This is a genomic window from uncultured Brachybacterium sp., from assembly GCF_947500705.1.
Classification (GTDB): domain Bacteria; phylum Actinomycetota; class Actinomycetes; order Actinomycetales; family Dermabacteraceae; genus Brachybacterium.
On record NZ_CANMSY010000002.1, the window covers coordinates 400,770 to 417,144 of the forward strand.

At 70.1% G+C, this 16,375-nt stretch carries 15 protein-coding genes; 6 read left to right on the forward strand and 9 right to left on the reverse strand.

The window, feature by feature from the left end; translation table 11 throughout:
* Positions 1–31: 31 nt before the first annotated feature.
* Positions 32–1,492, reverse strand: a complete 1,461-nt coding sequence (gene gndA, locus Q0937_RS04955) for an NADP-dependent phosphogluconate dehydrogenase (RefSeq protein ID WP_299300334.1) — start codon at positions 1,490–1,492, stop codon at positions 32–34.
* Between the two features lie 238 nt (positions 1,493–1,730).
* On the opposite strand from gndA, the gene Q0937_RS04960 reads away from it, so the two are divergent.
* From Q0937_RS04960 to Q0937_RS04980, 5 genes are all read left to right on the forward strand, one after another.
* Positions 1,731–2,489 (forward strand): hypothetical protein, encoded by a 759-nt coding sequence (locus Q0937_RS04960; protein ID WP_299300336.1) that lies wholly within the window; start codon positions 1,731–1,733, stop codon positions 2,487–2,489.
* A 135-nt stretch (positions 2,490–2,624) separates the two neighbouring features.
* Positions 2,625–4,280, forward strand: coding sequence for a DNA repair helicase XPB (locus Q0937_RS04965; RefSeq protein ID WP_299300338.1), 1,656 nt, complete (start codon positions 2,625–2,627; stop codon positions 4,278–4,280).
* A gap of 121 nt (positions 4,281–4,401) precedes the next feature.
* Entirely contained in the window at positions 4,402–4,875 is a 474-nt protein-coding gene (locus tag Q0937_RS04970) for a lipopolysaccharide assembly LapA domain-containing protein (RefSeq protein ID WP_299300340.1), read from the forward strand.
* 54 nt (positions 4,876–4,929) lie between these two features.
* The gene (locus tag Q0937_RS04975; protein WP_299300342.1) at positions 4,930–5,649 is read left to right on the forward strand and encodes a response regulator transcription factor; all 720 of its coding nucleotides are present in this window, start codon (positions 4,930–4,932) and stop codon (positions 5,647–5,649) included.
* Between the two features lie 3 nt (positions 5,650–5,652).
* Positions 5,653–7,233 carry a sensor histidine kinase gene (locus tag Q0937_RS04980; protein WP_299300344.1) on the forward strand — a complete coding sequence of 527 codons (1,581 nt, stop codon included), beginning with the start codon at positions 5,653–5,655 and terminating at the stop codon, positions 7,231–7,233.
* A 14-nt stretch (positions 7,234–7,247) separates the two neighbouring features.
* Here Q0937_RS04980 and Q0937_RS04985 read toward each other — a convergent pair whose 3' ends face one another.
* The 7 genes from Q0937_RS04985 to Q0937_RS05015 all read right to left on the reverse strand — a co-directional run bounded on the left by Q0937_RS04985 (position 7,248) and on the right by Q0937_RS05015 (position 12,953).
* Positions 7,248–7,805, reverse strand: a complete 558-nt coding sequence (locus Q0937_RS04985; RefSeq protein ID WP_299300345.1) for a DUF4031 domain-containing protein — start codon at positions 7,803–7,805, stop codon at positions 7,248–7,250.
* A complete protein-coding gene (locus Q0937_RS04990; protein WP_299300347.1) occupies positions 7,802–9,043 on the reverse strand; it encodes a DUF418 domain-containing protein in 1,242 nt (413 codons plus the stop codon). The genes Q0937_RS04985 and Q0937_RS04990 overlap by 4 nt, the downstream gene beginning before the upstream one ends.
* A 122-nt stretch (positions 9,044–9,165) precedes the next feature.
* Entirely contained in the window at positions 9,166–9,927 is a 762-nt protein-coding gene (locus Q0937_RS04995) for a hypothetical protein (RefSeq protein ID WP_299300349.1), read from the reverse strand.
* A complete protein-coding gene (locus Q0937_RS05000; RefSeq protein ID WP_299300972.1) occupies positions 9,924–10,850 on the reverse strand; it encodes an ABC transporter ATP-binding protein in 927 nt (308 codons plus the stop codon). Before Q0937_RS05000 ends, Q0937_RS04995 begins: the two co-directional genes overlap by 4 nt.
* Before the next feature lie 2 nt (positions 10,851–10,852).
* On the reverse strand, positions 10,853–11,614 hold the full coding sequence (locus tag Q0937_RS05005; protein WP_299300351.1) for a hypothetical protein: 762 nt from the start codon (positions 11,612–11,614) through the stop codon (positions 10,853–10,855).
* On the reverse strand, positions 11,611–12,561 hold the full coding sequence (locus Q0937_RS05010) for an ABC transporter ATP-binding protein (protein ID WP_299300353.1): 951 nt from the start codon (positions 12,559–12,561) through the stop codon (positions 11,611–11,613). Before Q0937_RS05010 ends, Q0937_RS05005 begins: the two co-directional genes overlap by 4 nt.
* A complete protein-coding gene (locus Q0937_RS05015; RefSeq protein ID WP_299300355.1) occupies positions 12,558–12,953 on the reverse strand; it encodes a GntR family transcriptional regulator in 396 nt (131 codons plus the stop codon). Before Q0937_RS05015 ends, Q0937_RS05010 begins: the two co-directional genes overlap by 4 nt.
* A 534-nt stretch (positions 12,954–13,487) precedes the next feature.
* Here Q0937_RS05015 and Q0937_RS05020 point away from each other — a divergent pair.
* A complete protein-coding gene (locus tag Q0937_RS05020; RefSeq protein WP_299300357.1) occupies positions 13,488–15,344 on the forward strand; it encodes an HNH endonuclease in 1,857 nt (618 codons plus the stop codon).
* Between the two features lie 46 nt (positions 15,345–15,390).
* Here Q0937_RS05020 and Q0937_RS05025 read toward each other — a convergent pair whose 3' ends face one another.
* On the reverse strand, positions 15,391–16,362 hold the full coding sequence (locus Q0937_RS05025) for a ribonuclease HI family protein (RefSeq protein ID WP_299300359.1): 972 nt from the start codon (positions 16,360–16,362) through the stop codon (positions 15,391–15,393).
* Positions 16,363–16,375: the final 13 nt, after the last annotated feature.

The window sequence follows — 16,375 nt, forward strand, 5'->3', positions numbered from 1 at the left end:
GCATCAGTCCTGCATCAGATCCTGGAGCGGATCAGTCCTGCTTGGTCTCGCGACGGTCCTCGGACCACTCCACGTGGAAGGTGCCCTCGGCGTCGACGCGCTGGTAGGTGTGCGCACCGAAGTAGTCGCGCTGTGCCTGGACCAGGGCGGCCGGCAGGCGCTCCGCGCGCACCGCGTCGTAGTACGACAGGGTCGAGGAGAACACCGGCACCGGGTAGCCGGCCGAGGCCGCGAAGGCCACGATGCGGCGCCACGCCGGGATGCACTTGGCGATCTCGGTGCTGAAGTACTCGTCGGCCAGCAGCAGCGGGAGCTTCGCGTCGCGCTCGTACGCCTCGGTGATGCGGTTGAGGAAGCGGGCGCGGATGATGCAGCCGCCGCGCCAGATCCGGGCCATCGCGCCCAGGTCGATGTCCCAGCCGAACTCCTCCGCACCGGCGGCGATCTCGTCGAAGCCCTGCGAGTAGGAGACCAGCTTCGCGGCGTAGAGCGCCTTCTGCAGGTCGTCGATGAACTGGGCAGGATCGGCGATCTCGAGGGTCTGCGCCTCGGCGGACAGCACCTTGCGGCCGGCCTCGCGCTGCGGCGTGGAGCTGGAGACGGAGCGGGCGAAGGTCGCCTCGGCGATGCCGGTGACCGGGACGCCGAGGTCCAGGGCCGTCTGCACGGTCCAGGCGCCGGTGCCCTTCTGGGCGGCGCGGTCGAGGATGACATCCACGAACGGCTTGCCGGAGGCGGCGTCCGTGTGATGGAGCACCTCGGCGGTGATCTCGATGAGGAAGGACTCCAGGTCGCCCTGGTTCCACTCGGCGAAGACATCACCGATCTCGGAGGCGCCCTTGCCGAGGGCCTTGGACATGAGGTCGTAGGCCTCGGAGATGACCTGCATGTCGGCGTACTCGATGCCGTTGTGGACCATCTTCACGAAGTGGCCGGCGCCGTCGGCACCGACGTGGGTGCAGCACGGCGCACCGTCGACATGTGCGGAGATCTTCTCGAACATGGGGCCGAGGCGGTCGTAGGATTCCTTGGTGCCGCCGGGCATGATCGAGGGGCCGTTCAGGGCGCCCTCCTCGCCACCGGAGACGCCGGTGCCCACGAAGTGCAGGCCCTTCTCGCGCAGTGCGGCCTCGCGGCGGCGGGTGTCGCCGAACAGGGCGTTGCCGGCGTCGACGATGATGTCGCCCGGCTCCATCAGCGAGGCGAGCTCGTCGATCACGGCGTCGGTGGGCTTGCCGGCCTTGACCATGATCAGGGCGACGCGCGGCTTCTGCAGGGAGGCGACGAAGTCCGCCATGGACTCCGAGGGGTAGAACTCGCCGTCGGTGCCGTGAGCATCGATGACGTGCTCGGTCTTGCCGACGCTGCGGTTGTGGAGGGCGACCTTGTAACCGTTGCGGGCGAAGTTGCGCGCCAGGTTGGAGCCCATCACCGCCATTCCGGTGACGCCGATGTCTGCCACATCGGCGGGGGACGGAGCGAAGCTAGCCATGGGTTCTCCTCATGTCGGGTGCTGTCGAGCCGGGCTGGACCTCGCAGCCGAACAGACGTCGGCGGGTCGGGCGTCCCGGTCCATCGGGCCCCATCTTAGGGATGTTGGGCCCGAGGTGCTCGGGAGTGCCAGGGCTTGCCGTGATCCCGGCGCCTGCCGGGGATCGAACCCAGCCGGCGCCCCGTACCGTGATCCCCGCACGCCACCGCCCTCACCGGCCCGACAGAGAGCCCTCCCGATGACCGACCCGTCGCCCCACTTTGCACCACCCTCCCGCAGCCCCCACCACGGCGGTGCGCCGGCTCCGGGGACGGACCTCGCCGCGGATCTCGGGGCGGGGCTGCGCTTCGCCGGCACGGCGCTGCTGCGCAATCCGGTGGCCTATCTGGTCGTGGGATTCATCTACTGCGCGATCTACGCCGTGATCGTCATCGGCGGGATGATCGGTGGCTTCGCGGCGATGTTCTCGCGCACCGACCAGTGGACTGCGGACTACATCCCGGTCGCCGAGCTGCTCCTGTTCTTGGCGATCATGGTCGGTGCGCTGCTGCTCGCGATCCCGTTCAGCCTGATGTGGCAGTCAGCGTCGGGCCGCGCTGCGGAGATCGTCCTCCAGGGTGGTCGGCCCACCGTCTCGCAGGCGCTCGTGGGGCCCTGGCGCATCATCCTCACCTCGCTGCTGTACAGCCTGATCGTGATGGTGGGGATGCTCCTGTTCTACGTGCCCGGCCTCATCGCCGCGGTGCTGTTCATGTTCGCGATCCCGGCGTCGGCCCGCGGCGCCGCCCCGATCGCCGCGCTCAAGGAGAGCTTTGCCCTGGTGCGCGCGAACCTCGGCACCGCGATCGTGGCGTATCTGGTGCTCTCGGTGATCCTCTCGGTCGGCGCCATGGTCGTGGTGGGCATCCTGGTGATGACCCCGTTCATCGTGCTCTTCGAGCTCGGCATGTACGAGCGGCTGCGGGGGCGCGAGCTGCCGGAGCCGGCCCGGGCCTGAGCCCTGAGCCCTGAGCCCTGAGCCCGTTCCACCTCCGTCGATCGCCGTCTTCTCGTGCCCGGTGCGCATCCGCGGGTGACGGGGAACGCGCTCGTCGAGCCCGCCGCTGCCTGAGCGGGGACGTAGCCTGAGGGGATGACCGACGGCCCCCTCATCGTCCAGAGCGACAAGTCCCTCCTGCTCGAGGTCGACCATCCCCGGGCGCAGACCGCCCGGATCGCGATCGCCGCCTTCGCGGAGCTCGAGCGCGCGCCGGAGCATGTGCACACCTACCGGATCACCGACCTGGGGCTGTGGAATGCGCGCGCCGCCGGGTATGACGCCGAGTCGGTGGTCGCCGCGCTCGTGGACCACTCCCGTTATCCGGTCCCGCATGCGCTGCTGATCGAAGTGGCGGACACGATGGACCGCTACGGCAGGCTCCGGCTCCGCTCGGATCCGGTCCATGGGCTGGTGCTGCACGCCCTGGATCAGGCGGTGCTCGAAGAGGTCTCGCGGACCAAGCGGATCCAGGGCATGCTCGGTGCCCGCCTCGACGAGACCACGATCGTGGTCCACCCCTCCGAGCGGGGCGCTCTCAAGCAGGCGCTGCTGAAGCTGGGCTGGCCGGCCGAGGATCATGCCGGGTACGTCGACGGCGAGGCCCACCCGATCTCCCTGCGGGAGGAGGACTGGCAGCTGCGCCCCTACCAGGAGGAGGCGGTGGACGGCTTCCGCCATGGCGGCAGCGGCGTGGTGGTGCTGCCCTGCGGCGCCGGAAAGACCCTCGTCGGCGCCGGGGCGATGGCCTCCATGCAGCGCACCACGCTGATCCTGGTGACCTCGACGGTCTCGGCCCGGCAGTGGAAGGACGAGCTGCTGCGCCGCACCACGCTGACCGAGGAGGAGATCGGTGAGTACTCGGGCGCTTCCAAGGAGGTGCGCCCGGTGACGATCGCGACCTACCAGGTGCTCACCCTGAAGCGGAAGGGCGTCCACCCGCATCTGGAGCTGATGAGCGCCCGTGACTGGGGCCTGATCATCTACGACGAGGTCCATCTGCTGCCGGCCCCGGTGTTCCGGATGACCGCCGACCTGCAGGCTCGGCGCCGTCTGGGGCTCACCGCGACGCTCGTGCGCGAGGACGGCCGCGAGGGAGAGGTGTTCTCTCTGATCGGCCCCAAGCGCTATGACGCCCCCTGGAAGGACATCGAGTCCCAGGGCTACATCGCCCCTGCGGACTGCACCGAGGTGCGGGTGACCATGCCGGCCGCGGACAGGATGGCCTACGCGATGGCCGAGGCCGCGGACCGGCCCCGGCTCAGCGCCGCGCACGGCGCGAAGATCCAGGTGGTGGAGCGCCTCGCCTCCCGCCACCCGGGCGAGCCGATGCTCGTGATCGGGCAGTTCATCGACCAGCTCGAGGAGATCGCCGAACGCCTGGGCGCCGACCTGATCACCGGCCAGACCCCGGTCAAGCGCCGCCAGGAGCTGTTCACTGCTTTCCGCGCCGGTGAGATCGACCGTCTGGTCGTCTCGAAGGTCGCGAACTTCTCGATCGACCTGCCGGAGGCGTCTGTCGCGGTCCAGGTCTCCGGCGCCTTCGGCTCCCGCCAGGAGGAGGCGCAGCGGCTGGGCCGGCTGCTCCGCCCGAAGGTGGACGGCCGCACCGCCCACTTCTACACCGTGGTCATGCGCGACACCCAGGACCAGGACTACGCCGCGCACCGTCAGCGGTTCCTCGCCGAGCAGGGCTATGCCTACACGATCATGGACGCCGACGAGCTCGAGGCCGCGGCGGACGCGGACTGATCGGGCTCGGTTCCGGGGCCCGACGCACCGGCGCTGTCCGCTGATCTGGGCGCGAGGCTGGCTAGAGTGGGCGACGCACCCCATCCGCCGACGTCCGTCGGCCCTCCCTCAGGAGATCGACATGACCTCATCCGACGATTCCCTCCGTCCCACCGGTCACGACGACGCACCCCGCCCCGTCTCCCCGACCGCCGGCCCCGCCCGACCACCTGCCGACGGCACGGCAGGAGAGACCGGCACCGAGCGCCCGGCCCCCGGGCGCCGCGCCGCGGAGCGGCCCCGCTCCCCTGAGCCCGCCGGCGAACCCGAGCCTGCCGGAGGCGGCGGGAAGACCGCCGGCATGTGGATCGGGCTGATCCTCGGCGCGATCATCCTGGTGCTGCTGCTGATCTTCGTGATCCAGAACAACAACACCGCCGGCTTCCAGTACTTCGGCGCGCAGTTCGATCTGCCGCTCGGAGTGGCGATGCTGCTCGCGGCGATCGCCGGCGCGCTGGTGATGGCGCTGGTCGGCTCGGTGCGGATGATCCAGATGAGCTGGACGATCCGGAAGCTGCGCAAGCAGCAGGACAAGATCCACCGCGCCACCCGCTGAGCACGTCCAGCTGACGTCCAGCTGATTCCCAAGCTCGAGGAGGACGGTGGGCCCATGACGACGAGCGAAGAACAGGACTACGAAGCACGCCTGCTCGTGGTCGACGACGAACCCAACATCCGCGACCTGCTCGCGACCTCACTCCGCTTCGCCGGCTTCGAGGTGTTCACCGCCTCGACCGGCAACGAGGCGATCCGCGAGGCCACCGAGCACCAGCCCGATCTGGTGGTGCTCGACGTGATGCTGCCGGATATGGACGGCTTCACGGTCACCCGGCGCCTGCGCGATCGCGGCGAGCAGTACCCGATCCTCTTCCTCACCGCGAAGGACGAGACCCAGGACAAGGTCGCCGGCCTCACCGTCGGCGGCGACGACTACGTCACCAAGCCCTTCAGCCTCGAGGAGGTCGTGGCCCGCATCCGTGCGGTGCTGCGCCGCACCCACGGCGGCTCGGAGCCCACCGTGGACAGCTCGCTGGTGGTCGCGGACCTGCGCCTGGACGAGGACTCCCATGAGGTCCATCGCGGGGACGTGAACATCGAGCTGTCCCCCACCGAGTTCAAGCTGCTGCGCTACCTGATGCTCAACGCCGGCCGGGTGGTCTCCAAGACCCAGATCCTCGACCACGTCTGGGACTACGACTGGTCCGGCGAGGTAGGCATCGTGGAGTCCTACATCTCCTACCTGCGCCGCAAGGTCGACGTCATCGGCGACCCGATGATCCACACCAAGCGCGGCATCGGCTACGTCCTGCGAGCCCCCGAGGGCTCCTGAGGCGTGGCCCTGCCGACCCTGCGCGCCGAACGGCCCGTGTCCCTGTGGACGCGGATCGTCGCCCTCATCTCGGCGCTGCTGGTGCTCGGTACGGTCGTCACCGGCAGCCTGTCCCTGTTCCTGCTGAACCGCACCCTGATCCAGTCGGTCGACAGCAACCTCCAGGCAGGCATGGGCGAGATGCTCACCCTGGCCCAGCAGGAGCTGAAGGGGGACGACGACGCGATCCGCAAGAGCACCTACACCCCGGTCGAGTACGCGATCGAGATCCGCGACCGGGACGGGCGGCGGATCGAGGGAGCCGTGGTCTACTACGGCCCCGGTGACATCGTCATCCCGTTCCCGGAGCTGAGTGCGGAGCAGATCCTGCAGCAGGGCGGCCGCCCCTTCACGGTGCTCGACTCCGCGGAGAACCGGTGGCGGGTGGTGGCGATGCTGAACTCCGGGCCCGACGGAGGCAGCGTGTACGTGGCGCTGCCGCTGACCGGTGTGGACCGCACCATGCACGAGATGGCGCTGGTCATCGTGCTGGTGGGGACGATGGTGGTGCTGGTGGGCATGGGGCTCGGCGGATATGTGACCCATCGAGCGCTCGAACCGCTGCGCGACGTCGAGGCGACCGCCTCCCAGATCGCCGGCGGTGACCTCTCCCGCCGCGTCCCCGTCACCCGCACCAGCCTCGAGGTCCATGACCTGGCCTTCTCCCTCAACGAGATGCTGGTGCGCATCGAGCAGGCCTTCGCCGCGCAGTCGACGTCCGAGGAGCGCGCCACGGCCTCCGAGGCGAAGATGCGGCGCTTCGTGGGCGATGCCTCCCATGAGCTGCGCACCCCGCTCGCGGCCATCCGCGGCTTCGGCGAGCTGTACCGGATGGGCGCCCTCCCTCGCGACGAGGACGTCGCCTCGGCGATGCGCCGCATCGAGGACGAGGCGAAGCGGATGGGCTCGCTGGTGGAGAACCTGCTGCGCCTGGCCCGGCTCGACGAGAAGCCCGAGCTCGCCCTGGACCCGGTGGACTTCACCGATGCCCTGTTCGACGCGGCGCAGGACCTGCGAGCGCTGGATCCCGGCCGACAGGTGATGGTGACCTCGCTGTCGGGGACTCCGCTGTCCGTGCAGCCGCACCTGTCGATCGGCGTGCTCGGTGACGAGGCCTCCCTGCGCCAGGTGATCCTGAACCTGGTGGGCAATGCGAACCGCCATACCCCCAAGGGGTCGCCCGTCGAGATCGCCGTCGGCTACCTCTCCCCGCAGCGGGTGCGGATCGAGATCCGGGACCATGGCGAGGGCATCGAGGACGATCAGCGCGAGAAGGTGTTCGAGCGCTTCTACCGCACGGACGCCTCGCGGGTGCGCTCGGCGACACAGGGCGGCGGGGCCGGGCTCGGACTCGCGATCGCCGCCTCGATCGTGGAGCAGCACGGCGGCACCATCGGAGTGTCCGAGACCGAGGGCGGGGGCGCCACCTTCTGGCTCGAGGTGCAGGGCACCGAGATCTCGCCGGAGGCGCGGGTGCGACCGGACCAGCTGCGGGCGCTGAATGCACCGAGCCCCGCCGGATCTCCGGAGCGCGAGGACTCCTGACGGGCCGGGCCGGGTCAGCGTCCGTCCTCGAGCACCTGGCCGACGAAGCCGCGCTCCCCGCGCTCCTGGGCGAGCCGGTCCAGCAGCTCCAGCAGCTCCAGAGCCCCCCGGAGACCCTGGTCGTCATGCGCTTCGATGCGGGGTGCGGCCGACGGCTCCTCCCGGGCCATCCGGAACGCGCCCGGAGCGGCCTCCTCGGCCGGCGGCAGCGGGTCGACGTGCCCGAGCCTGCCCACGATGAGATCCCGCGGGACCTGCTTCAGGCCCAGTGCTGCGGCATGCTCGGCGCTGCGCCGGGCGCGCGCGCCGGGGCGGTCTCTCAGCTTGATCCTCAGCCCGGAGGCGATGAGGATCCGCGTCAGCTCCCCGTCGCTCACGAACGTCACCCCGGCCTTCTTCAGCGCACCCTCGGCTGAGGTCGGCCAGTCGTAGTGGTCCAGGTCGAAGGAGCGGGGCGGCAGGCCCGCCCAGGCGGCGACCTCGTGCAGCTCCTCGAGCGAGGCGTCCGAGATCAGATGGCCCCACAGCATCCCGTGATTGGGCCAGCGCGGAGTGTCGGCGTAGACGGTCACGAGCGTGCTCCTCTCCGGGGGCCCGGTGCGCTCTCGTGTCGTGCCGGTGCGGAGGCACCGGCCAGGAATCGGAGCAGCCGTTCGAGCGGGCCGCGGTGGCCGCGGGTGCGCAGGAGGTCAGCCAGCGGGATCATCGCCAGCCAGGTCAGCAGCACGATCACGGCCGCGCCCGCGGTGCCCAGCCGGGTCCCGAGGTCCAGGGCGTAGGGCGGGAAGAGGGCGAGGAAGACGACCGACTGGCCGATATAGGCGCTCAGGGACACGGCACCGAGCGCTTCGATACCCCGGACCGCAGAGCCCAGCGGGTGCTCGGCCCTCACTGCCCCCTGCTCGCCGCGATGTCGCAGATGCTCGACCAGCAATGCCGCGGCGGCAGCCAGTCCGAGTGCGCCGACGACCCCCGAGTACTGGTGCACGACGCCCAGGATGCCCAGCAGCAGCTCGTTGTCGAGGTGCGCGTGGCCGGGGTCGAGCACGAGAACGGCGGTCAGCGGGATCGCGCCGAGCAGCCCGATCAGCAGACCCCAGCGTGCCAGAGGGATCAGCAGGTCACGGTTCGCGCGCACCTCCTCGAGCAGCCGGAGCCGGGCCGCGATCGCGCCGAGCGCCATCGGGGTGAGGAGCCCGAGGTCCAGGAGCGGGGTGAGCACGGTGCTGCGCAGGGTCTCCTCGGCACGAAGTGCGAGACCGGTGAGGTAGTCGGGGGCGGACGCCGAGGCGTATCCGCTGCCGCCGCCCAGCCCGATGGTGCCGTCGGCCCAGCCCCAGACACCGAGTGCCGGCAGGGCGATCACAGCAACTGCCGGCATCACCATGCGTCGGCGGGTGATCAGCAGCACGCAGAACATGCCGATGATGGCATAAGAGACCAGGATGTCCCCGCTGAACAGCAGGATCGCGTGGGCGAGGCCGATCACGAGCAGCACCATATGTCGGCGCAGCATGCGCAGCATGAAGCGGCGCGCACTCTCGCCACGCTCGTGGGAGCGGCGGTACAGGATCCCGATGCCGTAGCCGAACAGCATCGCGAACAGCGGGAAGCCGCGGTTGTCGGCGAACAGGGCGATCAGCACGTCGGCGGCGCGATCCAGCGCGGTGGCATCGAGCTGCTTGACCAGCACCGTCCACTGCGAGCCGTGCAGCCACCCCACCGTGTTGGCCAGTGCGATCCCGAGCAGTGCGAGTCCGCGGGCGAGGTCGGGCCCGCCGGCGCGGCGGGAGAGGGGGACGGAGGTCATCACCGCGCCCGGGGCCCCGGCGAGGGAGGCACAGGGGCGCCGACGGGGGTGGTGTCCATGAGCGCCATGCTCCCACAGCGCTGGTGACGCGTGGCAGTGGTCGTCAGGCTCTGCGGTGGTCGTCAAGCTCTGCGCGCCCAGCGCCGGGAGCGGAGCACCAGCGCGGTGACCCCGCCGCCGAGGGTGAGGAGAAGCGCGGTCACCTGTGCAACGCGCTCAGCGATCACGAAGCGGGTGCCGAGGTCGTCGTCGACTCCGACGCTCAGCAGCAGACCGCTCGCCAGCAGCATGCTGCCCGCCAGCACCAGGAAGGCCAGCAGGCACACGCCGAGATAGCGGGCGACCGTGTGGCGGCCCGTCAGGCGTGCACCGAGCCGGAAGGCATCCCCACCGGTCAGCGCGTGGCTCCAGGCGATCGCGCCGCTGAACAGGCCGATGTCCACGAGATGCTCCCACCGGGTAGGCGCGGAGGAGCCGTCATCGCCGGCAGTGACGATCCCGAGATCGTTCCAGTGCTGGGATTCGGGAGCCCAGTCACTGAGCAGGATGACACCAGCAGCACCGAGGATGAGCACGAACTGCACGGTGCTGACCAGCACGGTGCGGGCGCGCACTGCATCGGCGCGGGAGACCCCGAGCGAACTGCGCAGCTGCCGACCGTCCTCGAGCACCGCGTCGGCGAGATCCGCTGGTAAGCGCACGGCGAGCAGGATCAGCAGCACGCCGAGGCGGAGGTCGAGGAAGACTGCGCACAGGATCGCGACCACGATGAACGCGCCATACAGCGCGAGCAGATCGCGTCGGCGCCGCCATTCGATTCCCAGTGCGCGGCGCAGCGGCGTCGAGGGCCGCTGGCGGGTGGCGGTCTGGGCGCTGCCGGTCATCGGGAGACCTCTCGGAGGGTGAAGGTGAGGATGTCCTGGAGGGTGGGGCGGCGCAGATCTGTCAGCTGGTCCAGTCCCACTGCGTCCTCCGCGCGCACCAGCGCTTCGAACTGGTCGCCGCTGCGGCGGGCACCTCGCAGCACCTCAGCGCACCCCTCTCGGCTCGGAGCCCCCGTGGTGGCGACCAGGTGCTCCTCGACCAGATCGATCGCGCCTCCCTCGAGCACGACGCGACCTTCGTGCAGCAGCACGACGTGGTCGACGAACCGGTCGATCTCGCCGAGGTCGTGGGTGGACAGCAGGATCGTGCGGTCCTCTCCCCCGGCGTGGTGCTCGCGCAGTTCGTCGAGCACGTCGGCGCGGGCCAGCGGGTCGAGCCGGGCGAAGGGTTCATCGAGCATCAGCAGATCGGGGCGGATGCCGAGGGCGACGGCGAGCAGCAGTCGGGTCCGCTGCCCGGCGGAGAGCCGACGCAGCTGGGCACCGGGGGCGATGCCCGCGCGGCGCAGCAGGCGCCCCGCCAGGTGGGCGTCGTACGCCGGTTCGACACGGCGCTGGGCGAGCACCATGTCGTCGGCCGTCCAGTGATCGGGCTGGAAGGGGACGTCGGGGACGATGCCGACCCCGGCGGGCAGGGCGTCCTCGGCGCCACCGAGGGGAGCTCCCAGCACGTCGATCATGCCGGAGTCGGGCGCCAGCGCCCCGGACAATGTGCGCAGCAGGGTGGTCTTGCCGGCGCCGTTGGTGCCGACGAGTGCGGTGACCTGGCCGCGCGGCACCTCGAAGGAGACGCCTCGCAGCACATGCTGCAGGGGCCGGGCCCATCGCTGCGCATCGGGCAGTCGGACATCGAGAGCGCGGACCGTGACCGCGGAGCCTGCGGAGCCCGTGGCAGGCAGGTCGAGAGGCTCACCGAAGGGCATGGTCACCTCACCGTCTCCGACCGACCGGAGTCGAGACCACGGATCCAGCGGCGCACCGAGAGGCGCAGCCGCAGCAGCAGTCCGGCCAGCAGCGCCGCCAGCACCGTCCCAACGATCGCAATCCCGCCGGTGCCGGACCAGAGATCGAATCGCAGCGCGATCCCCACGAGCGCCATGGGGATCGCCAGCAGCACTCCGGCGAGGAAGTAGGTCAGGATGCTGATCACGGCCATGCTCCTCCCGGGCCGTCGCATCGTGCAATCCCCGCCCACCACGATCCCGGTCGCCACCAGGGCTGCCAGCGAGAACAGCGCCCCCACGACAACGATCGGGAGCTGCGGATCGGAGGGGTCTCCGGAGAAGGAGAAGGGGGTCGCGCCCCCCGAGGTCTCTCGCCCCAGGAGCACCGAGATCACGGCGCCGGCGGTCACGGTCATGACCACCGCGGCATGCTCCACGCCGACCAGCGCCAGTCGGCCGCGCACCCGGTCAGCGCGGCTGAGTCCGAGGCTGGCTCGCAGCTCCTCGCGCTCGATGGTGTCGGCCCGGCCGTAGCGGTACCAGCCCAGAGCCGCCCAGAGGGTCAGCAGGCCGGCGTACTGATCGGTGGCGAGCGCCGCCCACAGCAGCGCGGCCGCGCAGAGCATGAGGGTGAGGGCCAGCTGGCCGGCGTTCAGCCGCAGCTCGGTGCGGAGGGCGAGCCCGGCCGGTCGCTGCTCGGTGGGCGGGCCGCCGGAAGCGCGGGCAGCAGTGGTGGTGCTCATCGGTGAGTCCTCCTGAGGCTGGGGGCATCGGTCCGCGCGGCGCGGAGCACATGCGTGACGATCTCGCTCACGTCGGGGCGGCGCAGAGACGCACCGGCAGGGAGCCCCACGGCGTCATCGACGGCGATCAGGGCCCGAGTGCCGGTGCCGGTGCTCGACGCACCGAGGAACGGCTGCCCGGGCCCCGTCTCCACGTCGGTACGGTCCAGGTCGCACAGCAGGAACTCCTCGCGCAGAGACTCCACCTCCCCGCTCAGGACATCGCGCCCCTGGGCGATGACGACGAGCTGGTCGACGAAGCGTTCCATGCCGTCGAGGTCATGGGTGGCCAGCAGGAGCGTGTGCCCTTCGTGGGCCATGACGTCCCGCAGCACCTCGATGAGCTCCGTGCGCGCGAGCGGATCGAGGTGGGCGAAGGGCTCATCCAGGATCAGCAGCTGCGGATCCTGCGCCAGGGCTGCGGCGATTCCCAGCTGGGTGGCCTGGCCGCGGGAGAGGCGGCGCAGCTCCCGCTGGTGCGGGACCCCGAAGGTGGTCAACAGCTCCTCGAAGCGGGCGCTGTCGAAGCCGGGGACCACGCGCTCACGCAGCCGCGCCACATGCTGCGGGGTCCAGCGCCGGGGATAGGCGGAGATGTCGGGCATGCTCGCCGCTCCGAGCGGGGGCCGTACTCGGGCGGGACCGAGGGCTGTTCCGAGCACCTCGACCGTTCCCGTGGAGAAGGCGAGTGCGCCGGCCACCGTGCGCAGGGTGGTGGTCTTGCCGGCTCCGTTGGCCCCGACCAACGCGGTGACCTGGCCTGCCGGGACGGTGAGGTCCAGACCGCGCACGATCAGGAGAGGCTCCGCGTAAGAGCGGTCGCCTGAGGGGATCCGCACCTCGAGGTCACGGACCATGACGGCGTTGCTCAGGGGCTGGGACATCTGCTGGGGCAGCTGCTGGTTCATGGCTTCTCCTCCAGATGGCGCGCGAGGTCCAGATGGCGCGCGAGGCGGGCGGTCAGGTCCCGATCCTCGATCCCGGCGGTGCGGGCGGCGCGGAGCGCCAGGTCGAAGCCCTCGTCGATCTGCTCCAGGGCGCGGCGGCGCAGCTGATCGCCGTCCGGGGCACGCACGAACACACCCTTGCCGCGCACCGCAACGACCAGGCCGTCCGCCACCAGCTCGTTGTAGGCGCGAGTGGTGGTGATGACACTGACCCGCAGGTCCCGGGCGAGTGCACGTATCGACGGGAGGGCGTCCCCCGAGGCGAGATCACCGGTGAGGATCGCGGTGGCGATGCCCTCCTGGATCTGCTCGTAGATCGGTGCGGAGGCCGAGGGGTCGATCGGGATGTGCATCGTTCCCCCTCACCACCGAAGTGAACATACTGTCTATAGACAGCATAGACAGCTGAGGGGTCGCTAGGTCAACCCTCCCGAGCGAGCGAGACACCCCCGCGGCCCCGTTCGGGACTCACCGCGCCGCACTCGTCGGAACATCGCCCGGGCGGGGCCGGACCGCATTCATCCACATTTTCCGAGAGGTCTTGACATTCTCCCATCAGTCAGAATTTCGCGGCCGATGCTTTGGGTGATGATATTTCTGCACATTCCGGCGCCGTGCACCCGCCCGCTCGCCCGCCTTCCGCGAGAGCGGCGCGCCGTTGTCGCCGGAGTCCCCTCCTTCTGACTGCTTGCACGCATCTCACCTGCAGTCTTGCTTGGATCCGGACCATCGAGGTCGACGGCCGAGCACTCTCGCGCCACGCCTCCCCTTCTCGACCATTCCTCCACAGTGGCCCACTATCCACAGTCTCATCCACAATGTTCGGCGCCATCCACATATTACCCTTCGGGGTGGTGCGTGTTTTCGAACCCGCATACGATGGGGGCATGGAATCGACACCGATGAGCAGCGGGGACCACCCCGGCGAGGACACTCCTCGCCGGGACGTGGCCGCGCCGTCGGGAGATGTCCTCGAGGAGGTGCTGGGACGGTTCAGCGCGATCGAGGCGGGCCCCGAGACCCGAGCGCTCATCGCCCAGATCTTGGCTGCAACCCTGATGGCGTTCACCCGCACCCGCTCGGTGCGCGACCCACTGCCGGATACCGCCCCTGAGAGCTCCGAGGAGGCCCTTGCCGTCCTCGCCGGCGTCGATCAGCTGCGCGCCTCCCTGGCCGCGATCGATGCGACCTGGCAGGTTGCCGCCGAGGACCGGATCCGGCGCGATGATCTCGCGCGGGGTGTGCCGTCCTCGCAGCAGGGCCGCGGCGCTGGTCAAGAGATCGGGCTCGCACGCCGGATCTCGCCATCCGCCTCGTCGTTCTCCCTGGCGAAGGCACGCCGCCTGGTGCAGAACATGCCCGGCGCCATCGACCGTCTCTGGGCGGGCGCCATGACGGACCAGCAGGCCTCCGCGGTCTCCGGTGCACTCGACGGCGCCAGCGCGGACACCTGCCACCGGATTGATGACCACCTCCTCGAGCACCCAGAGTTCCTGCAGGGCAAAGGATTCAAGCGCCTGCGGAGCGACACCCAGAAGCTGGTTCAGAAGCTCGAGCCAGAGACATCACGTGAACGAGCGGAGCGTGCCGCCCGCGCCCGGCATGTCACGATCACGCCCCTGGACGACGGGATGGCCCGAGTGACCGCCGTGCTGCGCGGGATCGACGCCGCCGGGCTGATGAACTCCCTGAACGTCCGTGCCCAGTCATTGCGCGCCGCAGGGGCGAAGGCCTCCGTGCCCGCGCTCGAAGCGGATCTCCTGGTCGACGACGTGTTGCGCGGCAGCCAGGTTGAGGAGCCCGGTGATCAGCACGTCGTGACCAGCGACCAGTGCCTCGAGGCCAGCGATCCGGTCGTGGAGCCTGTCGATCCGGACGTCGAACCCGGCCTGTTCGATGATGCGGAAGAGGTCCTGGGGTCTGCCGGCGCCGAGCAGGCGCCTCCGAAGATGCCCCGCACCCGTCCCGGCCTGGACGTCGGCATCGTCATCTCCGACACTGCGCTGCTGGGTCCGGATGACGGCTCCGAGACCGCCGAGCTCGAGGGCTACGGAACCATCCCTGCCCACATCGTCAGAGATACCCTGCTCGGCCAGCCACCAGGTCATCTACGAGCCGACGAGGGTGAACATCCCGATGAGGTGGTCTCAGCCTTCTACCGGCGGCTGTACCGAAGCCCCCGCACCGGCGAACTGATCGCCATGGAATCCCGAGCTCGGGCCTTCCCCGCCGGGCTCGCCCGGATGATCCGCTGGCGCGACACCACCTGCCGCACCCCCTGGTGCGATGCGAAGATCCGTCAGATCGACCACGTCATCCCGCATCACAAAGGCGGGCCAACCAGCTATGCGAACGGCCAAGGGCTTTGCGTGCGCTGCAACCTGCTCAAGGAGCTCGGCCTGTGGGTGCTGAGCCCGCTGAGTCGATCCGACACGGCCATCGATTCGGTCGCCACCGATACGGCTGCCGCAGACATTGCCGCTGCCGGCTCGACAACAGGGTCGGAGAGCGAGGCGAGCACTGCGGACTCCGCAACCACACTCGCCGACCCCTCCTCACCGCCGCGAGCCTGGATCTGGAGCAGCCCGCACGGGGCGGTCGGGATCTCGTTCACACCGTCGCAGTTCACGCCGTCATCCGATCCTCCGTCGCACGATCATCCGCCGTACGATCCTCCGCCAGAGGAGCACTGCGCCGATGCCGACGATGAATCGGACCCACCAGACACGCCCACCACCTCGTAGGCCGTAGCCTCCCAGCCCCCTGCCCCTGTGGCGAGCAGGTGCGGGGTCAGCGACCAGCGTCGGCGCGGGTGCCCTGGTGGTGGCGCAACAGCCAGCGGCCGTTCTCGTAGATCCAGACGGAGGTGCGCTCGACCGTTCCCTCGGGGCCCGTGGTCACATACCTCAGCAGCACCACGCCGGGGGCGATCTCGTCGGCGACGAACTCCTCCGCCTCCACTCCCACGAGCGGCGCGAGATGGGCGAGGGCCTCCTCGCGGTCATACCGGCGGCCGCTCGCGCCCACCTCGGTGAAATCCCTGTGCAGCAGCTCGGCGGCGCTCGGCGGGTCCGCACGGAGCGTCGCGCTGAGCAGTGCCAGCTCCCGCGCGGTGATCAGCTCGAAATCGGTCGCGCCAGGGGCATCGGCCACCAGGACCGTCTCCTCGGAGGCAGTAGAGCAGCTCGCCGGGGCCGAGGCCGACTGGTCGGCGGGTTCATCGAAGAGGCTGAAGAGGTCATCCGCCGGGGCAGGAGCAGTGGGTGCGCTCGCAGCAGTTGACGGGGCGGCGCCGGCACCGGGATACCCGGGTCCCACCTGCGGGTCCTGCTTCTTCTGGAAGGCAGTCGCCGCGGCGTTGGCGCGCTTGTCCGCGGCCTCGTTCATCGCGTGGCCGGAGTGACCCTTGACCCATTCGAACTCGACGCTGCGCCCGGCGAGCGCGCGGTCGATGTCCTTCAGCAGGTCGACGTTCAGCACCGGCTTGCCATCCTTCTTGCGCCAGCCCTTGCGCTTCCAGCCCGGCATCCACTTGGTGACCGAGTTGATGACGTACTGGCTGTCGCACAGGATGTGCAGGTGCTGGTCGGCGTCCACCGCGGTGGACTCGAGCAGGTCGAGCACCGCTTTCAGCTCGCCCATGTTGTTGGTGCCGTGGGGCCAGCCGCCCGCGCGCCAGGTGTTCTCGTCGATGTACCAGGCCCAGCCGGCGGGGCCGGGATTGCCGAGGGCGGAGCCGTCGGCCGCTGCAGTGATGCTCATGCAGTCAATGCTT